21 protein-coding genes are annotated in these 17,991 nt (G+C 63.0%); 14 read left to right on the forward strand and 7 right to left on the reverse strand.

The features are described 5' to 3' along the window. Positions 1–56 precede the first annotated feature (56 nt). On the forward strand, positions 57–281 hold the full coding sequence (locus tag ABD842_RS11640) for a Riean_0653 family protein (protein WP_345113782.1): 225 nt from the start codon (positions 57–59) through the stop codon (positions 279–281). A gap of 20 nt (positions 282–301) precedes the next feature. Here the strand turns inward: ABD842_RS11640 and ABD842_RS11645 are convergent, their stop codons facing one another. Next, the gene (locus ABD842_RS11645) at positions 302–757 is read right to left on the reverse strand and encodes a transposase family protein (protein WP_345113994.1); all 456 of its coding nucleotides are present in this window, start codon (positions 755–757) and stop codon (positions 302–304) included. Next, positions 729–1,232, reverse strand: coding sequence for a helix-turn-helix domain-containing protein (locus tag ABD842_RS11650; protein ID WP_345113785.1), 504 nt, complete (start codon positions 1,230–1,232; stop codon positions 729–731). The genes ABD842_RS11645 and ABD842_RS11650 overlap by 29 nt, the downstream gene beginning before the upstream one ends. Between ABD842_RS11650 and ABD842_RS21250 the strand changes: the two genes are divergently transcribed. The 3 genes from ABD842_RS21250 (at position 1,218) to ABD842_RS11660 (ending at position 3,659) form a co-directional block, all read left to right on the forward strand. Next, the gene (locus tag ABD842_RS21250) at positions 1,218–1,622 is read left to right on the forward strand and encodes a Riean_0653 family protein (protein WP_486327003.1); all 405 of its coding nucleotides are present in this window, start codon (positions 1,218–1,220) and stop codon (positions 1,620–1,622) included. The two genes, ABD842_RS11650 and ABD842_RS21250, sit on opposite strands and share 15 nt — an antisense overlap. A gap of 290 nt (positions 1,623–1,912) precedes the next feature. Continuing rightward, on the forward strand, positions 1,913–2,566 hold the full coding sequence (locus ABD842_RS11655) for an RNA polymerase sigma factor (protein ID WP_345113788.1): 654 nt from the start codon (positions 1,913–1,915) through the stop codon (positions 2,564–2,566). A gap of 10 nt (positions 2,567–2,576) precedes the next feature. Beyond that, positions 2,577–3,659: an energy transducer TonB gene (locus tag ABD842_RS11660; RefSeq protein ID WP_345113791.1), complete on the forward strand. Its 1,083-nt coding sequence runs from the start codon at positions 2,577–2,579 to the stop codon at positions 3,657–3,659. 76 nt (positions 3,660–3,735) lie between these two features. Here ABD842_RS11660 and ABD842_RS11665 read toward each other — a convergent pair whose 3' ends face one another. After that, complete coding sequence (locus tag ABD842_RS11665) at positions 3,736–3,978, reverse strand: hypothetical protein (RefSeq protein WP_345113794.1); 243 nt, start codon at positions 3,976–3,978, stop codon at positions 3,736–3,738. 169 nt (positions 3,979–4,147) lie between these two features. Between ABD842_RS11665 and fumC the strand changes: the two genes are divergently transcribed. The 6 genes from fumC to ABD842_RS11695 all read left to right on the forward strand — a co-directional run bounded on the left by fumC (position 4,148) and on the right by ABD842_RS11695 (position 8,600). Beyond that, positions 4,148–5,554, forward strand: a complete 1,407-nt coding sequence (gene fumC, locus ABD842_RS11670; protein ID WP_345113797.1) for a class II fumarate hydratase — start codon at positions 4,148–4,150, stop codon at positions 5,552–5,554. A gap of 159 nt (positions 5,555–5,713) precedes the next feature. Next, entirely contained in the window at positions 5,714–6,310 is a 597-nt protein-coding gene (locus ABD842_RS11675; RefSeq protein ID WP_345113800.1) for a GNAT family N-acetyltransferase, read from the forward strand. Further along, positions 6,303–6,698 carry a diacylglycerol kinase family protein gene (locus ABD842_RS11680; RefSeq protein WP_345113802.1) on the forward strand — a complete coding sequence of 132 codons (396 nt, stop codon included), beginning with the start codon at positions 6,303–6,305 and terminating at the stop codon, positions 6,696–6,698. Before ABD842_RS11675 ends, ABD842_RS11680 begins: the two co-directional genes overlap by 8 nt. Before the next feature lie 69 nt (positions 6,699–6,767). Continuing rightward, the gene (locus ABD842_RS11685) at positions 6,768–7,238 is read left to right on the forward strand and encodes a DUF6970 domain-containing protein (RefSeq protein ID WP_345113804.1); all 471 of its coding nucleotides are present in this window, start codon (positions 6,768–6,770) and stop codon (positions 7,236–7,238) included. A gap of 107 nt (positions 7,239–7,345) precedes the next feature. Next, positions 7,346–7,843 (forward strand): DinB family protein, encoded by a 498-nt coding sequence (locus ABD842_RS11690; RefSeq protein WP_345113806.1) that lies wholly within the window; start codon positions 7,346–7,348, stop codon positions 7,841–7,843. A gap of 94 nt (positions 7,844–7,937) precedes the next feature. Continuing rightward, positions 7,938–8,600 (forward strand): thioredoxin family protein, encoded by a 663-nt coding sequence (locus tag ABD842_RS11695; protein WP_345113808.1) that lies wholly within the window; start codon positions 7,938–7,940, stop codon positions 8,598–8,600. A gap of 21 nt (positions 8,601–8,621) precedes the next feature. Here ABD842_RS11695 and ABD842_RS11700 read toward each other — a convergent pair whose 3' ends face one another. From ABD842_RS11700 to ABD842_RS11710, 3 genes are all read right to left on the reverse strand, one after another. Then, complete coding sequence (locus tag ABD842_RS11700; RefSeq protein ID WP_345113810.1) at positions 8,622–9,197, reverse strand: DUF4382 domain-containing protein; 576 nt, start codon at positions 9,195–9,197, stop codon at positions 8,622–8,624. Positions 9,198–9,436: 239 nt separating this feature from the next. Further along, entirely contained in the window at positions 9,437–10,282 is an 846-nt protein-coding gene (locus ABD842_RS11705) for a DUF4382 domain-containing protein (RefSeq protein ID WP_345113813.1), read from the reverse strand. Positions 10,283–10,392: 110 nt separating this feature from the next. Then, entirely contained in the window at positions 10,393–13,473 is a 3,081-nt protein-coding gene (locus ABD842_RS11710) for an AsmA family protein (RefSeq protein WP_345113815.1), read from the reverse strand. Positions 13,474–13,764: 291 nt separating this feature from the next. On the opposite strand from ABD842_RS11710, the gene ABD842_RS11715 reads away from it, so the two are divergent. Next, a complete protein-coding gene (locus tag ABD842_RS11715; RefSeq protein ID WP_345113818.1) occupies positions 13,765–14,811 on the forward strand; it encodes a PorP/SprF family type IX secretion system membrane protein in 1,047 nt (348 codons plus the stop codon). Positions 14,812–14,879: 68 nt separating this feature from the next. After that, on the forward strand, positions 14,880–16,136 hold the full coding sequence (locus ABD842_RS11720; protein WP_345113820.1) for an SUMF1/EgtB/PvdO family nonheme iron enzyme: 1,257 nt from the start codon (positions 14,880–14,882) through the stop codon (positions 16,134–16,136). Positions 16,137–16,216: 80 nt separating this feature from the next. Here the strand turns inward: ABD842_RS11720 and ABD842_RS11725 are convergent, their stop codons facing one another. Continuing rightward, complete coding sequence (locus tag ABD842_RS11725; protein WP_345113822.1) at positions 16,217–16,921, reverse strand: ComF family protein; 705 nt, start codon at positions 16,919–16,921, stop codon at positions 16,217–16,219. A 239-nt stretch (positions 16,922–17,160) separates the two neighbouring features. Between ABD842_RS11725 and ABD842_RS11730 the strand changes: the two genes are divergently transcribed. Together ABD842_RS11730 and ABD842_RS11735 are read left to right on the forward strand one after the other, a co-directional pair. Next, positions 17,161–17,538, forward strand: coding sequence for a carboxymuconolactone decarboxylase family protein (locus ABD842_RS11730; protein ID WP_345113825.1), 378 nt, complete (start codon positions 17,161–17,163; stop codon positions 17,536–17,538). Further along, positions 17,535–17,903 (forward strand): hypothetical protein, encoded by a 369-nt coding sequence (locus ABD842_RS11735; protein WP_345113828.1) that lies wholly within the window; start codon positions 17,535–17,537, stop codon positions 17,901–17,903. The genes ABD842_RS11730 and ABD842_RS11735 overlap by 4 nt, the downstream gene beginning before the upstream one ends. The last annotated feature ends 88 nt before the right edge of the window (positions 17,904–17,991 follow it).

The following is a 17,991-nucleotide window of genomic DNA, read 5'->3' on the forward strand; positions in this document are numbered from 1 at the left end:
TTGCGCTTCGGCCGCCGCGGCCGTTGCTTCGGGCCACGCCCGCTACTCCCCGCCCCATGAAACCCCTCCTATTCTTCTTCCTCCTTGTGGCCGTGCTGGGCCTGAGCCAGTGTAAAAAGAAAGTCCCCACGCCCGAAGACCAGCTGCCCGCAGCCACTCAGGAGGGCCGCCACATCTTCGGCTGCCTCGTTGATGGGCAGGTCTGGATTCCCAATGGGAATAATGGCACCTCCAACTTTCGCCTGACCTACGACCCGGGCACGGCGGGCGGTAGTTTATAGAGCTGTTCCCAAATAGCTTCTCACTTTTTGGTCAGATGCCAATTCCAGATACCACAAGCCAAGGCCATCACCCGGTCGTTGAACGCCAAGGACTTGTTGCGGTAGGCTTGCGTGACGCAGCCCAGGCGTTTGGCTCCGCTAATGGCGTGTTCCACTTTCACGCGGCGGCGAGCGTGGATGCAGTTGTCGGCACGCTGCGCCTCGGCCAAGACCGTAAGCGGGTTGTTTTTGCTGCGTCGGGGCTTGCGATGGGGCAGGCTCTTGGCGGGCACGTCGTAGTCGCGGACTACTCCCAGATACCCCAAATCGGCCAGCAAGGTGAACAGATCCAACAGGCCCAGATTGACGTCCAACTCGTTTTTGAGCATCTGGTAGTCGTGCGTGGCCCCGCAGGTGGTCGGCCCCAGGTAATGGATGTAGCGGGCGGGGTCGGCGATGAGCGTGTTTTTACGAGTGGGCCTTTTTTTTACCCGAATAGTCCGCCGGTCGGTCTACGGCGGCGGACGCCCGGCGGTAGGGGCGCTCCGTGGCATCGAGCAACAGCACCGGCACGTCGGCAAACACGGCCTGCATCTGCGCCAGCGAGTCAACAGTCCGCGCCGGCAGCACGCCCAGCGTGCGCAAGCAGCGCTCCAGGGCCTTGGCCAGCTGATGCGCGTGTTCGCAGGCTTTGGAGCGCGGCAAGCCAAAGCTGGCCCCGAGTACGTCAAAGGTCGGATACGTTTTCAAGTAAAATAGCAGGAAGAATAACTTCTGTTCCGGGCTGGCCAGCACGCCTTTGCGCCCTCCACCGGCCCGACGTTGGCGCGGCTGCTGCACCGAAAAGCGCGCATCGGCCTCCGCTTGGCAACTCGCCGCAAACGGTTCAGCCAAGGCGCAAAAAGTGGCCAAATCCAACCCCGTCAGCGCCCGCATTTGCCGATCACCCGTAATCGTGTGCACATCAAGCATCCCCAAAAGTACTATTTGGGAACAAGTCTTATTAATAAAACAGGCACTGCTGGATTAAGCTATATGGATGCAAATAGACAAGGCATTTGTGGTGAGTATCGTTACAAGAACACCGGCTACTATTGCTCTGGCACACTTAAAATCACACGTCTGGACTTACAAGCAGGCATCATCGCCGGCGCCTTCGAGGCCAAGCTGGTGCAGACCGGCTGCGATACGGTGCGCATCACCCAAGGCCGCTTCGACTATAAACCTAGCTGCGGAAGTCTTCTTTGTACCACTAGTTGGCTACGTCATCGTCCCTCCCGCCTCGGAGCCGCGAGGTCGCGGCGCCGAGGTGGGAACTCGCACCTTTTTGCCGCAACATTGCGACTCCGAGCCGCGCCATAGCACCTTTTTGCCGCAACATCGCGGCTCCGAGTCGCATCAGCGCGCCTGGGGGCCGCGCGGCGCTAGCCCGCTACCACCAGAGCAGGCATGACAGTGCCGGGGAAGGGTACTACCGAGGGACGACGCTACCCGAGGACGGCACTGCCGGAGGACGATATCACCGGCAAACGACGCCACCTGAGGACGGTACTGCCGGAGGATGACGCTGCCGGGAGCAACAGGGCCGGAGCCGGTATTCGCGCAGCCGCGGCCGATGCTGTATCTTGAGGCGCCACCTGGCTGCCTGCTGCATGTTTTTCTCCCGCCGTCCTCCGTCGCCCACTGAGCTTTCCGATGCGGAGCTGCTCACCCGCTACCGCCAGCAGGGCGCGGTGGCCGACCTGGGCGTGCTCTACGAGCGCCACATGTCCGCGGTGTTTGCCATCTGCCGCAGGTACCTGCGCCCCGACGAAGACGCTCAGGATGCCGTGATGCAGCTGTTTGAAAAGCTGCTCGACACGCTGCGCCGCCACGAAGTCGACAACTTCCCGGCCTGGCTGCACGCCACGGCCCGCAACCACTGCCTGATGCTGTTGCGCAGCCGGCAGCGGGCCGGGCCGGAGAGCGGGCCCATCCTGGTGCAGTTTCCCGATGCCGCCGGTGTGGAATCGGCGGGGTCGGCGCATCTGGGGGAAGATGCCGAAGAACAGGAACTCACCGAAGCCCGCCTCCAGGCCCTGGAACACGCCCTGGCCGGGCTGCCTCCCGCCCAGCGCCGCTGCCTGGAGCTGTTTTACCTCGAAAAGAAGTGCTACCGCACCATTGCCCAGGAAACCGGCTTCGCCCCGGGCCTCGTAAAAAGCCATCTGCAAAACGGCAAGCGCAGCCTGAAGCGCTACTTCGACTCTGCCCCGACTTCCAGTCCCAGTCCCAGCTCCAGCTCCAACGCCAATGCGGCCCGCTAACCTGCCTCCCGTGCCTCCCCAGCTGCCTGCCGCCGATGCGGCCGGGCACCTGCCGCTGCCCCTGCTGCGGCAGTACGTGGCCGGCACGCTGCCCGCGGCCGAGCAGCACCGCATCGAGGCCCATACCCTGAGCTGCCCCTGCTGCGCCGACGTACTCGACGGCCTGGCCGCCACCGACGCCCCCACCACCGACGCGGCCCTGGCCGCGCTGCGCACCCGCCTGCACCAGCGCCTGGCCCGGGAAGCCGAGCCGGCCCGGGGCGTGGTCGCCTGGCGGGCCGTGGCGGCTGTCCTGTTGCTGCTGGTGCTGAGTACCGCCGCCTGGCTGGGGTTGCACCCCGGTAGCCGGCAGGCCAGCCAGCCGGAAGTAGCCGCCACCGCGCCGGCAGCGGCGGCCAGCCGCGCGGCCCCGGCGGCGACGGCCCCATTATCGGCCCCGATAGCGGCCGCGCCGGCCGCTGAAACGATGACGGCGGCCGCGGCGCCCGCGTCTGCCCGCCCGGCCCCGACGGTGGCCGCCCGCTCCCGGGCGCGCCGCCCGGCCCGTACACCCGCCGTAGCCGAGCCCGCTGCTACCAGCGCTGACGTGGCCGTGGTGCTGGCCGAAGCGCCCCGGCCCGCCGGCCTGACTGAGAAAGAAGGACTAGCAGCCGCGCCAGCTCCGGTGGCCGCCCGCGCCGCCGCCGCGCCCGTAGCACCCGACAGCAGCGCCGGGGCCGCGGCGGGGACTGTCGGCCGGGCCGAGGCGAAAGTTGTGGCCCGGGAAAGCGGCGCGGCCCGCAAGGCGAACCTGCCGCCGGCCGTTACCATCAGTCCGCAGCCGGTGGGGGGCTACCGCGGCCTGCGCGACTATCTGCACCGCGAAGTGAACTTCATTCCTGAAGCGCCGGCTAAAGGGCTGAGCGGCTACGTGCACCTGACGTTCACGGTGACGGCTGCCGGCCAGCTGGAAAACTTCCGGGTGGTGCGCAGCATGCGCGCCGACTACGACGCGGAGGCCATCCGCCTGCTCTGCGAAGGCCCTGCCTGGCAGCCCGGCGCCGCCAACGGCCGCCGCGCCGACCAGGTGGTGGAAATATCCGTGGGCTTTTGATGCCGCCGTCTCCCTGAAACAGGCCCGGCCGACCAGTAGTGGTCGGCCGGGCCTGTTTCAGGGGCGTACTCAGCAGCTAGCCGCTGTAGCCGCCCCCGCTTTCGGGCTCGGTGGCGCTGCCGCCGGGCTCTACTTCCCGGGGCAGCTCGGGCTCGGTCTTGATTGCGACCTTACTGTAGTCGGGCGCGCCGTTGCCGGCTACGGGCACCGGGGTTTCCCCGGTGGCTGCCGGGGTAGTGGTGGCGGCGGGCTGGGCGGTGGTCGGCTGGGTGGGGTGGGCCGACAGGGCGTCGGATTCGTCTTCGAAGGTCTTTTTCATGGCGGAGAACAGCTGGTTAGGTACCGGGCTATACGCAGCCCCGCGGCCGAAGGGCGGCCGAGGGCAGAATTTTGGGGGAGCCGTGGCGCACGGGGTGCAGTTGCGTACTTTTGCCGCGTGCCGGCTTGCGGCGCGCTTGCTTTCTTATTCTCCCCTACCCACTAGCAGCATGACTCAGTTCCGCACCGAGAAAGACACTATGGGCACCGTGCAGGTGCCGGCCGACGCCTACTTCGGCGCCCAGACCCAGCGCAGCATCGACAACTTCCAGATTGCCCAGGACATCAACCGGATGCCCAGGGAAATCATCCGCGCCTTTGCCATCCTCAAGAAAGCCGCCGCCCTCACCAACCGCGACGCGGGCATCCTGACGGCCGAAAAGGCGGAGCTCATTGGGCGCGTGGCCGACGAAATCCTGGCCGGCCAGCTCGACCAGGAGTTTCCGCTGGTGGTGTGGCAGACGGGCTCGGGCACGCAGAGCAACATGAACGTGAACGAGGTCATTGCCTACCGCGGCCACGTGCTGCAGGGCGGCAGCCTCAGTGACGAGAAGAAGGTGCTGGCCCCCAACGACGACGTGAACAAGAGCCAGAGCTCCAACGACACGTTTCCGACGGCCATGCACATTGCCGCCTATAAGATCCTGGTGGAAGTGACCATGCCCGGCCTGGAGAAGCTGCGCGACACGCTCAAGCGCAAGAGCGAGGAGTTTATGCACGTGGTCAAGATCGGGCGCACCCACCTGATGGACGCCACGCCGCTGACCGTGGGCCAGGAGTTTTCGGGCTACGTGTCGCAGCTCGACCACGGCCTGCGCGCCATCAAGCACACGCTGGCCCACCTGAGCGAGCTGGCCCTGGGCGGCACCGCCGTGGGCACCGGCATCAACACCCCGGCCGGCTACTCCGAGAACGTGGCCCGGCACATTGCCGACCTCACCGGCCTGCCCTTCATCACGGCCGAAAACAAGTTTGAGGCCCTGGCCGCCCACGACGCCATCGTCGAGTCGCACGGCGCGCTGAAGACGGTGGCGGCTTCGCTGATGAAGATTGCCAACGACATCCGCCTGCTGGCCTCGGGCCCGCGCGCCGGCATCGGCGAGCTGCACATCCCGGACAACGAGCCCGGCTCCAGCATCATGCCCGGCAAGGTGAACCCCACCCAGTGCGAGGCCATGACGATGGTGGCGGCCCAGGTAATGGGCAACGACGTGGCCATCAACATCGGCGGCATGAGCGGGCACTTCGAGCTGAACGTGTTCAAGCCGGTCATGATCTACAACTTCCTGCACTCGGCCCGCCTCATCGGCGACGTGTGCGTGTCGTTCAACGACCGGTGCGCCGAAGGCATCCAGCCCATCGAAGCCAACATCAAAAAGCACGTCGACAGCAGTCTGATGCTGGTCACGGCCCTGAACCCCCACATTGGCTACTACAAAGCCGCCGAAATTGCCCAGACGGCCCACAAAAACGGCTCGACGCTCAAGGAAACGGCGCTCCAGCTCGGCTACCTCACCGAGGAGCAGTTCAACGAGTGGCTCAAGCCCGAGGACATGGTGGGCGAGATAAAGAAGTAATAGGATAAGAACGTCATTCCGAGCGAAGCCGAGGAATCTCGCGTGCAATGGTAATTAATACCATTACAACATCAGCACGCGCGATTCCTCGACAAGCTCGGAATGACGTTCTTGCTTTTCCTTGCTGAAGCCTTTCTATTAGCCAGCCCTTAGCGCCCCATGGACTGCTCCCGCTGCATCACCCTCGAAAACTCCCGCGTCCGCCTGCGCCCGCTGGAGCCCACCGACTTCGAAGACCTCAAGCGCGTTATCTTTGATGCGGAGCTGTGGCAGTTCAGCTCGCTGCCCACCCCAACTGATGCGTTGGGGCTGGCGGCTTATCTGAATAAAGCCGGGCACGACCGCGCCCAGGGCACCCGCTACGCCTTCGCCATCATCGACCGGGCCACCGGGCGCGTGGTGGGCAGCACCAGCTACGGCAGCTTTTCGATGCCCGACCGGCGCCTGGAAATCGGGTGGACCTGGGTGGGCCGCGAGTTTCAGCGCACCGGGCTCAACCGGGCGGCCAAGCACCTGCTGCTCAAGTACGCCTTTGGCGAGCTGGGCTGCGAGCGGGTAGAGCTGAAGGCCGACGCGCTGAACCTGAAGTCGCGGGAAGCCATGCGGCGCATGGGCGCCACCGAGGAAGGCGTTCTGCGCAGCCACCTGGTGCTGCCCACCGGCCGCCGCCGCGACTCGGTGTACTACAGCATCCTGCGGCCCGAGTGGGACGCGCTGCGCCAGGGCGTGTTCCGCGAATTCGACGCCCGTGGCTAAGCCCGCAGCCCGCCCCGGTCTGCTGCGCCGCCGCCTGGCCAGCTTCGGCTACGCCTTCCGGGGCGTGGGCGCGGCCCTGGGCTCGGAAGTGCACCTGCGCTTTCACGCGGCGGCGGCGGCCGGGGCAGTGGGGCTGGGCTGGTACCTGGGCATCCCGCGGCTGGAGTGGGCCCTGGTGGCGCTGGCCATCGGGGCGGTGTGGGGCGCCGAGCTGCTGAATACGGCCGTGGAGGCGCTGACGGACCTGGTTTCGCCGGAATACCACGCCCTGGCGGGCAAGGCCAAGGACGTGGCGGCCGGGGCCGTGCTGGTGGTAGCCCTGGGCGCGCTGGTGGTGGGGCTGCTGGTATTCGGGCCGCCGCTGTGGGCGCGGTGGCTGGGTGCCTGAGCGGAAGGGCGGAGGCAACCCCGGCCTTTGGCGTCCGTTCACTACTTTCGCCCCCTTAATCTCACTGCCATGCGCCCGTCCCTGCTTTTCGCCGTCACTGCGGCCGCTCTGTTGCTCACTGGTGCCTGCCAGAGCGGGGTGGCCGTCACCACGCCCACCGATGCCCCGGTTTCGGGCAGCGTGAGCGGTACCGATACGCCCAACCCCACCAGTGCCAACACCACCGACCTGACCCGCAACCGCGCCACGGCCTTCGACACCACGGCCCGGCCGCTGTGGCTGGAAACCCGCATTCAGAACCACCTGGCCGAGAAAAAGCAGAACCCGCCGGTCCACATCTACCGCTACCAGTACAACGACCAGCTGGTGTACTTCGAAACGGCGCCCTGCTGCGACCAGTTCAGCACCATCTACGACCGGAAGGGCAAAGTGCTCTGCCACCCCGACGGCGGCCTCACCGGCCGCGGCGACGGCCAGTGCACCGACTTTGTCAAGAACCGCTCCTCCGAAATGCTGGTCTGGCAGGACCCCCGCCAATAGGGGGCTACCGGGCAAAGCGCACGGCCAAATTCCGGGCTGCCCGCCAACAAATCGGCCTCGTCGCACTTACCCTACCAGCATCCCCCAGAATCAGCCTACCCCGCAACATGATTAACACCATTGAAAAACTAGGGGCCTACAACGTGTGGGCCAATGAAACGCTGCTGCGCCACCTCGACGGCCTGGTGGCCGGCGGCGCCGCTGTTCCGGCCAGCGTGCTGCGCCTGTTCAGCCATATCTTCAATGCCCAGTCCATCTGGATTGGCCGCCTCACCACTACGCCGAGCCCGGTAAAAGTATGGCAGGAGCACGACCTGGCCGGGCTGCACTACTGGCACGAGCAGTCCACGGCCCGGGTGTACCGCATGGCCGCCGAAGCCGATGACATGGAGCTGCACCGCCAGATCAGCTACACCAATTCCGCCGGCGAGTCTTTCACCAGCCAGGTATCCGACATCTTTACCCACCTGCCCATTCACGGCAACTACCACCGCGGGCAGGTAGCCACCAAGCTGCGCGAAGCGGGCCTGGAGCCCATCAACACCGACTACATCACCTACTGCCGGGAGCTGTCGGCGGCGGGCCGCGAAACGGTGAGCCTGTAAGCAGGCCGCCAAAAGCAGTGCAAACCCCGGCCGGCGCAACCCGGCCGGGGTTTTTGGGGTTAACAGGGCGTTGAATCCCCCGTTTTCCCGCTTCATGACTTCTTCTGCTTTCTTGCCGGTCATCACCTCCGCCCAGCTGGCTTCGGCCTATTCCTACGCCGCCTACCGTCAGCTGATTGATGAGCTGCTGGCCGCGGACAAAACCACCGGCCCCCAGCAGTCGGCCGAGCTGACCGACTATACCCGGCTGAACGTGCAGCGGATGCGCCGCCTCGACAAAACCGTGCGGCTGCTGCCCGCCGTGCAAAGCGCGCTGGCCGCGCTGACCAGGTCGTACCGCTGGCTGATCATCACGGAAGGCTGGTGCGGCGACGCCTCGCAGATCGTGCCCGTGCTGGAGGCCATAGCCCAGGCCTCGGGCGGCAAAATCACGACCCATTATCTGCTGCGCGACGAGCACCCGGCCCTGATGGATGCCTACCTCACCAACGGGGCCCGCGCTATTCCCAAGCTGGTAGTACTCGACCCGGCCACCCGGGCGGAAATTACCCACTGGGGCCCGCGCCCCGCCCCCGCCCAGAAGCTGCTGCTCGACCTGAAGGCCCAGGGGGCCACGCACGAAGAATACGCCGAGCAGGTGCACGGCTGGTACGCCCACGACAAAACCCAGACCACCCAGGGGGAATTGCTGGTTTTGCTAGGGCAACTGCCGCAAAAGCAAGAGGCCGCCTCTCAGGATGGAGAAGCGGCCTCTTAAAGCCCGGGAAGGAGGAGGGAACTACTGTCCGCTGTTCCGCTCCCGGCCGGCTCCTATTATCAGGGTTCCGTCGAGAACCGGTTTCAGGCCATAAGTGCCATTCCCACGGGCTACCACTTGACGGTCGGCATCAATGGCAATCAGAACGGAGTAAGGCACTCCACTGGAGGTAGCTTGGTTTACTTTCACCTTCAGTCCGGACGTTTGGCCGCTGGGGGTGTCAAGTGGTAAAACCTGACCATTGGCTAGTACGATAGTACTGCCTGCTCCCAGTACCAATCGTAGCTGCTTAACCGTACCGGTTTGAAACCCACTGCTCGTAAGCAAGGGAGAGTTAGAACTCCCCGTCTGAAGTAAGTCGCGCAAACCGGGCTGCACGCCGGCCAGCGTCGTCCAGTTGCTGGTGTTATCGTTATTATCCTGGCTCACTTCGACCCTTATCAGGTCAATGTTGACCGCCTGATAGGAAGTCGGCACCTTCTTGCCATCGGCAACACTCGCAACGGATTGAACAGCAACGTCGTCGAGGGCTTTCTGACAGCCGGTAAAAAACAGGCCTGTTCCAAGCAGGCTCGCAAGCAGTAGATGATTTTTCATGGGCAGAGTGCAGTAGGGAGGTAGAAGTAGATTTTGCTGGGTTAAAATTAGAAAATTCCAATCATGTTGCAATATTAAATAAAAAATATCTGCAGATACAAACTTGTTGCTCAGTCCAGTAAGGTAATGGAAACGGGCCCGGTATTCCGGGCCCGTAATCCAGGCTCACGGTAGCTACAGAAAGAACGGCTTGGCGCTGACGCCAAGCCGTTCTGCAGTGCTGCTGACCACAAACCCGGCTAGTCGAGCCGGGTTACTTGCAGATCAGTGGCTTGGTTATTCGTCACAGTTTTACCGGTCAGGGTCATGCTGCGGTAGGCAGGCTGCCCAGCCGGAGCCGTTGTGGTAGGGTAAAACTCGACGCGGTAGGTGCCGGAGGGCAGGCCCTGCAGGCGGAAGGCACCGCTGGCATCCGCGAAAGTGCTGAAGGTGTCGGCTGGGGTGAGGGAGGAGCGAATGGCCAGGATTTGGGGTAGAGCGGCAGCGGGCGTCACTTGTCCGAACAGGACCCCGGCTATTTCCTGGCTGATGAGGCGGATAACCGGCTTCAGGATGTAGCGCTCCTCCTTTTTCTTGTTCTTATCCCAGTTGCCGCGCTCCTTGATGGACTTAGCCACATCGAAGTCGAGCAGAAGCTGGAAGGTCTCGTTGGGGCGTAGCGTCACTTTATCGAGCTTGAGCTTAACGCCGGAGCTCTGTCCGCTCGGCGTTTTCAGATCGTAGACGAAGCCGTCGTTGCCCGTAACGGTACTGTTGGGACCCAGAATCAGGCGAATTTCCTTGATGTCGCCGGGTGCGAAATCAGTGCTGACCAGCAGGGCCGACTTGCCGTTGACGTAGTTCAGGATGTCAACCATCTGGGGAGTGAAGCTCAGAAACTGCCAGCCGTCGGCCTGAGCCTCATCCTTGAGGTGAACCTCAACCTGGCGCACATCCAGCGTAACGCTGCGGAAGTCGCCGGGCGCGTCGGTCAGGCGCACTTCCAGCTTCGAGGAGTTGGCAGAGGCAGAGTCGCTGTCCTTGCTGCAACCGGTGAGGGCCAAAGCTGCTAGGGCGGCAAAAGAAAGGAAGCGGTTGAATTTCATACCGGGCTGAAAATGGGTGAAACAAAAGAGGTGCCGCGCGTAGGCCGGCGGCACCTCCTCGTTTTGAGCAATTATTCGGCCACTTTTTAGCCTGCTGGCTTGCTTTAATACTATTGCCCGGATTTTGAGGTGTCCGTGGGTACGGGCTCCGGCGTCTTGACCGGGGCTTTCTTTTTGCCCCCGAATAAGTTGCCCAACCCCTGGGCCGCCTGGGCTTTGAGCTTGGCCTGGGCTTCCAGCCGGCGCTTCTCAATTTCCAGCTGGGCCTTGTTGGTCAGTTCCTGCTGCTTGCGCTGCAGCTCCCGCTGCAGGCTGTCCTGGGCTACCTGGGTTTTGGCGGCCAGCTTGAGCTTGGCGTTGTCGACCTGGCTTTGCACTACGCTCGTCACCAGGCTCTTGGCGACGTCCTTGGCCTGGGTTTTGACCCCGCCGGTGGTCAGCTTCACGATAGGGTTGCTGACGGTGCCGCCGATGTTGAGGCCCAGCGTCACGCGCTCCGTGCCTTTGATGTCCTTTACACCGGTGAGGCGGGTAAGCTGGCCGTTCAGGGCGTTGCCCACCTTGCCGGTCGGCACGTCCAGCGCCGTCACGTACTGCAGGCCGCCGCTGCTGATGTTGTTGGAGCCGCCCACGGTCATCTTGATCTGACCCACCGTCAGGTCGAAAGGCTTCACGATGAAGTTGCCGTTAATGATTTCGGCGGCCACGTCCTTGTTGTTGACGGCAAAGCTTTTCAGCTCCTGAAACTGGGTCAGGGTGCTGATTTTGGTGAGCACGTCGGAGTTGCCGACCACGGCCCGCACCACCTCAAACAGACCCTTGCCGGTGAGGGTGCTATAGTTGGGCATCATGTCGGGGCCCATTTCCCCGCTCACGCTGAAGTTGGTGGAGAAGATGCCTTCCAGGTTCTTGGCCAGGGGTATCAGGGTTTTGATGGAGTTGAAGGCGGTAAAGGCATTCTGGAAGTTCAGGTTCCTGATGTTGAGCCCGAAGTCGAACTTGGGGTGCGCCAGGTTCTTGCTGCTGTACGAGCCGTTGGTGGCAAAGGCGCCGCCGAGGGTGTTGAACGTCAGGTTGCTGAGCTTGGCCGTTTCGTCGCGCACGGTCACCACGCCCTTCACGTTGTCGAGCTTGAGGTTGTCGTACACCACCTGGCCCACGGTGCTGTTCAGCGTCAGGTCGAAGAACTTGGGAATCTGCAGCACGCCGTCGGCCTTGGTGGCAGCGGCCGGAGCCCTGGTCGCCGCGGTGGCCCCCGGCGTGGGCTTGGCCGATACCTCGTCGACCATCCACTCGTTCACGTTGAAGCGCTGGGAGTTGACCGTCAGGTTACCCCGCAGGGGCTGACCGGGCGTAAACAGGTAGCCCATGTAGTTGGAGATGGTGCCCGAGGCAGCAATGTCGGAGGAGCCCACGAACCCGGCCAGGTTCTGCAGCACAATCTGGTCGTTGTTGAACGTGGCCGTGGCCCGGGTCACCTTCAGGCCCTGGGGCAGGTCGGCACTCTTATACGTTACGTTCTGGGCCTGCACCGTGCCCGAGGCCACCACGCTCTGGTAGCGCCCGGCCTCGATGTCGGCCATCCGGCCCTTGGCGGCCACGTTGCCGTTCAGGCGGCCCGTCACCGTCATGCCGTCGAGCGGGAAGATCTTGGTGATTTTGGTCAGGTCGACCACGCCCTTCACGTTGGCGTCAAACACGGGCTTGTTGATGTTCTGCACCGCCACGCGGCCTTCCAGCGGCTCGCCGTCGAGCCGCATGCGGAACTGCGGGATGTCGATGCGGGTATCGTTTACCTGCCCGGTGGTGTTGACGACCGTGCCGTTCAGGGTCAGGTTCTCGATGGGGGCCGGAAACTGCTTGCTCTTCACGTAGCCGTTGGTCAGGTTCAGCTTGGCATTCACCACCGGCATCTGGGTTTTCGAATACGTGCCCTTGGCCGTGGCATCCACAAACAGCAGGCCGCGCAGCACCATATCCGGCACCGGGTACACCTTCAGCATCTCGGCCAGGTCCACGTTGGCTTTCACCCGGCCATCCACCTTCATCGGCTCCAGCCCGTCGATAATCACGTTGCCATCCACGGGGTTCTTGCCCAGGTCGAGGTGAAACCGCTTCACGTTCACCTTCACGTTGTTGGTAAAGCCCGAAGGGTTGTCCACGTTCAGGTCCACGTTGATGTTGCGGGCCGCCTGGGGCAGCTGCGGGTAGTGAAACATACCGTTGCTGATCTGCAGGTTCACGCCGTAGCCGGGCAGACGCAGCTCGTTCTGCACGCCTTTCAGGTAGCCGTCGAAGGCCACTTTTCCGTCGGCTTCCACGTCCTTGAACTGGGCGGTATACACCCCGGGCACCAGACTCAGGATGGTTTTGAAGTCGGTTTCCAGGGCCTTGAAGGTCAGGTCGTAGGTGATGTCGGTGGCGTTGGGCAGCCCCACGCTGCCCTGGAAGGTGGCGGAAAAGTCGTTCAGCTTCACCTTGTTATCCTTGAAGGTGAAGAGCATCTTGCCCAGGTCCATGGCCACGGTCACGTCGGCGTCCAGCTTCTTGTTGCTGATGTAGTCCACGCCGGCGTAGTTCATGGTAAAGCTTTCGGCCGTGGTCTGGCTGACCATGTCGAACACGTTCTGCTCAAAGTCGCCGGCGCCGGTGTGATTTACGCCCCGTGCCTGCATGGCAAACGGCAGGGTGCGGTCCTCGTAGCGCAGCTTGCCGTTCTTGATTTCCCAGCCCTTGATGGCCAGGCTGACCTGGCTCGTATCCTGGCCCTTGGCCGCCGCGGCCGAGTCCGAAATCATAATGTCCCAGTTGGCCCGGCCGCTCTTCAGCACTTTCAAGCTCAGGTCGGGCTGGTCGAGTTGAATGGATTTAATCTTGATTTGCTCGCCCTTGATGACGCTCATCAGGTCGAGGCCCACGCGGAAGGAGGGCAGGTAAGCCAGCGTGTCGCGCGAAAAAGAATCGACGCCGACCACCCGCAGCTGGTCGATGCGCAAGGCCAGGTCGGGAAAGGTGCTGAACAGGCTCAGGCTCACGTTGGCGGGGTCGTATTCGACCCTGGCTGCCACCCGCTGGGCCAGCTGCTTGTCGAGCTGCTGCTTGATCTTGTCTTTGAACAAAACCGGGGTCAGGGCCACGGCAGCTACCAAGACCACCAGAAAAATCAGCAGGCCGAAAAAGAATTTGCGCATCGTTGGAAAGAGTAAGGCGAAAAGAAAGCCGCGCCGGCAGCTCCTGCTTCAAAGCCCGGCCCGCCCGGCAAAAGTAGAATAGATATCGGGCGAAGCACCACCGGCCGGCCCTTATAACGCCGGTCCCGGCTGCGTGGTACTACCGGGTTAGCGGCGAAAAGGAAGCGGCCGGTTTATAAATAGGAAGGAAATCGGCATTTTAGTTCCGACGTTGGCAGCCCCCGGTGTACCAAACCAGCCGGGGGCGGCGTTACCCGTCCGCTTATGCTTCCTTATCCGCCTGATGTTCTTGTGCTTCGCTCGCCGTGCCGCCGCCCCGGCTGCTGGCCGGCGGCGGCAGCGCTGGCGCTGGGGCTGAGCTGGGCCGCGCCCGAGGCCGCGCAGGGCCAGGATTTGTACTTTGCCCAGCCCTACGCCGCGCGCCTGCACGCTAACCCCGCCTTTGCCGGCCTGCTCGACGACTATAGCATCACGCTCAGCTACCGCAACCAGTTTCCTACCCTGGCCGGCACCTTCCAGACCGGGCAGCTGGCCGCCGACTACCGCTTCGCCGACCAGAGCAGCGCCGTGGGGCTGCTGCTGAACACTGACCGCAGCGGTGCAATCGGCTACACCCGCCTGGAGGTGGGCGGCATCTACGCCTATCATGCCCGGCTGGCAGAGCACCTCAGCCTCAGTGGCGGCGTGCAGGCTAGCTACGGCAACCAGCGCATCAGCTACGGCAACCTCCTCTTCGGCGACCAGCTGGCCGACGACGGCACCATTGGTGGGCCGTCGGCCGAGATACTGGATTTCAAGCCCGTAAGCTACCTGAGTCTGGGCACGGGATTTATCCTCTACAACGACAACTTCTGGGCGGGCGTGGCGGCCCACCACGTCAACCAGCCGGATCTGGGCTTCGTCACGCAGACGAAACTGCCTATGCGCTTGAACTTTAACGGCGGCCTCAAGCATTTCTTCGTCAAAGCCACCAGCAAGCAAGTGTACCGCGAAGTCAGCCTTTCTCCCACCGTGAGCTACACCCGCCAAGGCGCCTCCCAGCGGGCTGAGGTCGGCTTGTACGGCACCGTCACGCCCCTGACGGTAGGCCTCGTGTACCGGGGCATACCGCTGCCCGGCTCGCGCAGCCCCCAGCAGGTGCTGACGGCCCTGGCCGGGCTGACGGCCGGGCCGCTGCGGCTGGGCTACAGCTACGACATCAGCCTGACGCAGCTGAGCGCCGAGCTGGGCGGCGCCCACGAAGTATCCCTCAGCGTGCGGCAGTTCGACTCGCTGGAAGCGGCCTGGCGCCGGTTAAAACGCAGGAATTACCCATCAATTCCTTGCCCGGCCTTCTAAATTTCCGTATACTTGCATCCGAATTGCCTTCTATAAATCATTTTCTCTCAGGTAGTTTCAACTTGATCATGAATTTTTCCAAGTACCTGCGTTTTGCGGTCGTAGGAGCAGCCTGCGCGCTGGCTTCGTGTAAGGGTGGCCCGCCAACGGCAACCAAACCTGGTAAGTACAGCTCGACCACGGGCCTGGAGTACAACACTGAGGAAGGCATGAAGGTGGCCGACTACCAGGGCATTCCCGAAGGCCCCGGTCTGATCTTCATCGAAGGCGGCCGCACGGTGCTGGGCTCCCAGGAGGAGGACGTCACGATGACGCACGACAACATCGAGCGTACCGTGACCATTGCCTCGTTCTACATGGACGAAGCCGAAGTAGCCAACATTCACTGGCTCGAATACCTGCACTACGCCCGCAAGGACTCCTCCGAGGAATTCTACCAGTCGGCACTGCCCGACACGACGGTGTGGGCGCGGGAGCTGTCGTTCAACGACCCCTACGTGGATTACTACCTGCGCTACCCCGGCTTCCGCTACTTCCCCGTGGTGGGCGTGAGCTGGCTGCAGGCCAATGACTATTGCACCTGGCGTACGGCCAAGGTGAACGAGAAGCTGGCATCGGACGGTGACGACGGCAGCAGCAGCAGCGGTGGCGGCGGTGGCCTCTTCAAGAAAAAGAAGAAGGACGGTGACGCGGCGGAAGGCACCGACGGTGATGGCAAGGCTAAAATCTCCATCGAAAACGGCAATACGCTGCCCAACTACCGCCTGCCCACCGAGGCTGAGTGGGAGTACGCTGCCCAGGCCCTCATCGGCACCCAGGAAGCGGGTAACGAAAACCAGGAAAACAAGCGCATCTACCCCTGGGATGGCCGTCAGGTCCGTAACCCCTACGGTAAGAGCATGGGCACGTTCCTGGCCAACTTCAAGCGTGGCCGCGGTGACTATGCCGGTATTGCCGGTAGCCTGAACGACGGCGCCATGATTACGGAATACATCTACGCTTACCCACCAAACGACTACGGCCTCTACAACATGGCCGGCAACGTAAACGAATGGGTACAGGACATCTACCGTCCGCTCTCATTCGACGACGTGGAAGATCTCAACCCCTTCCGTCGGAATGGCTACCTGGACCCGGCCGAGAAGTACGACAAGAAGGGCTACCAGTCGCTCATCGATGACCATGTCCGCGTCTACAAAGGTGGCTCGTGGCGCGACGTAGCCTACTGGCTGTCGCCCGGTACGCGCCGCTTTATGGCCGAGGATTCGGCTACGGCTGCCATCGGCTTCCGCTGCGCCATGATCAACGCCGGCTCGAACAAGTAGGCTGACGCGTTAGAATTTTAAAGAAGCCCGAGCTGTCCGCAGCTCGGGCTTCTTCTTTTTCCGCCGTTGCACCAGTCGCCTTAATGCTCGGCGCAGGCGATGGTGGCAATGCTGACGTCGCGGCAGCCCGCGGCCAGCAGTACGGCCGCGCAGGCTTCGAGCGTGGCCCCGGTGGTCAGCACGTCATCCACCAGCAGAATGCGCCGGCCCAGGATAGCGGCCGGGTCGGCTACTTCAAAAACTGTGGCCACGTTCAGCCACCGCTCGGTGCGGTTCTTTCGGGTTTGGGAAGCCGTGTGCTCGGTGCGCCGCAGGACGTGGGCACTCCAGGGCACTGCCAGACCCAGCGCTAGGCCTTCGGCAAAGGTGTCGGACTGGTTGAAGCCCCGCCTGGCCAGCTTGGTTCGGTGCAGCGGCACGGGCACGATCAGGTCGAAGTCGGCGGCGAGGCCGTGGCTGGTCAGCTCGGCCCCGTACCAGCGGCCCAGCACCAGGCCTACGTCGCGCTGACCCTGGTATTTGAGCTGGTGCAGCAGGTGCTGCACGCGGCCGTGGCGCAGAAAGCGCAGGTAGCTCAGGGCGTGGCGCACGGGCAGCTTGCCCCAGAAGCGGCGGGCCAGCGGGTTTTCCTTTTCGGGCAGCTTATGGTAGTCGGTGTAGGGCAGCCGAGCCCGGCAGCCGGTGCAGATATGGTCTTCCCCACGGGCCAGCGGCTCGACGCAGGCCAGACAGGTACGCGGAAAAATCAGGGCTACAAAGTCGGCAAGCGCGGTCGGAATACGCATAAAGCAGGAATAGTAAGACCATAGGAATGAAGCGAATAAGGATATGCACTAGGTAGAATGGCCCCCCAAACGAGGACGCCGGTAAGACGGAGCGGAACTTCTCCTTAATTTTAAGGTTTTAACGCGACTTCCCCACGCCGGTCTGCTCCAGCAGATTGAGTCTGGTCCGGCCCCTGAAACAGCCGGCCGCGCCGCAAGCCAGCTCGTTGGCTCATTCCTCTTATCAAAATCAGCAGCAAATGTCCCAGGTCACTGAATTCAACGAGTACCGCCAGCGCATGAACGAGAAGATCCTGGCGGCCGACAACAAGGTCATCAAGCGCTTCTTCAACCTCGATACCAACACCTACCAGGCCGGGGCCGTGGACGTAAAGACCAAGGAGATGCTGGGCCTGGCCTGCTCCATGGTGTTGCGCTGCGACGACTGCATCAAGTACCACCTGGGCAAGTGCTTCGAGGAAAAGCTCACCGACGAGGAGATTTACGAGGTGTTTGCCATTGCCAACCTCATCGGCGGCAGCATCGTGATTCCGCACTTCCGGCGGGCGGTGGAATACTGGGAAATCCTGAAGGACGAAGCCACCGCGCCCGCGCCCGAACACCACCACGAGGTATGAGCCAGCTCCACATCGACGAGAGCGAAGCCCAGTTTGAGGCCCGCTGGTGGGAGCTGATGAACCAGCTGAAGGAGCGCTTCGGCAAAAAGCCCGACCTCAACGCGCTGCTGCTGCTCATCGGCGTGCAGGAGCTGGGGCAGGGCGCCGGCCCTTTCACCAAGGAGCAGAAGCAGGATCTGATGCACATTGCCACCTGCCGCCTGTTCAGTTTGTCGGGCCACTACGCCCTGGCCAGTGTGGACGCCGACGGCTGGCCCCACTACCAGCTCGTGCGCCCCGTTCCCTTTGCCAACCTGAAAGAGCAGGAGCGGATGCTGAAATGGCATATCCTGGAGTATTTTGACGCCTTCATGAAGGAAGAGTAAGCCGTATGTCGGCGTGAGTCATGCTCCATCTGGCGTCTGCTTGCCGAAGTATCTCTACCACCATAGTAATCAACGTTGTTGCGACGAA

It is taken from the genome of Hymenobacter algoricola (genome assembly GCF_039539525.1).
Lineage (GTDB): Bacteria > Bacteroidota > Bacteroidia > Cytophagales > Hymenobacteraceae > Hymenobacter > Hymenobacter algoricola.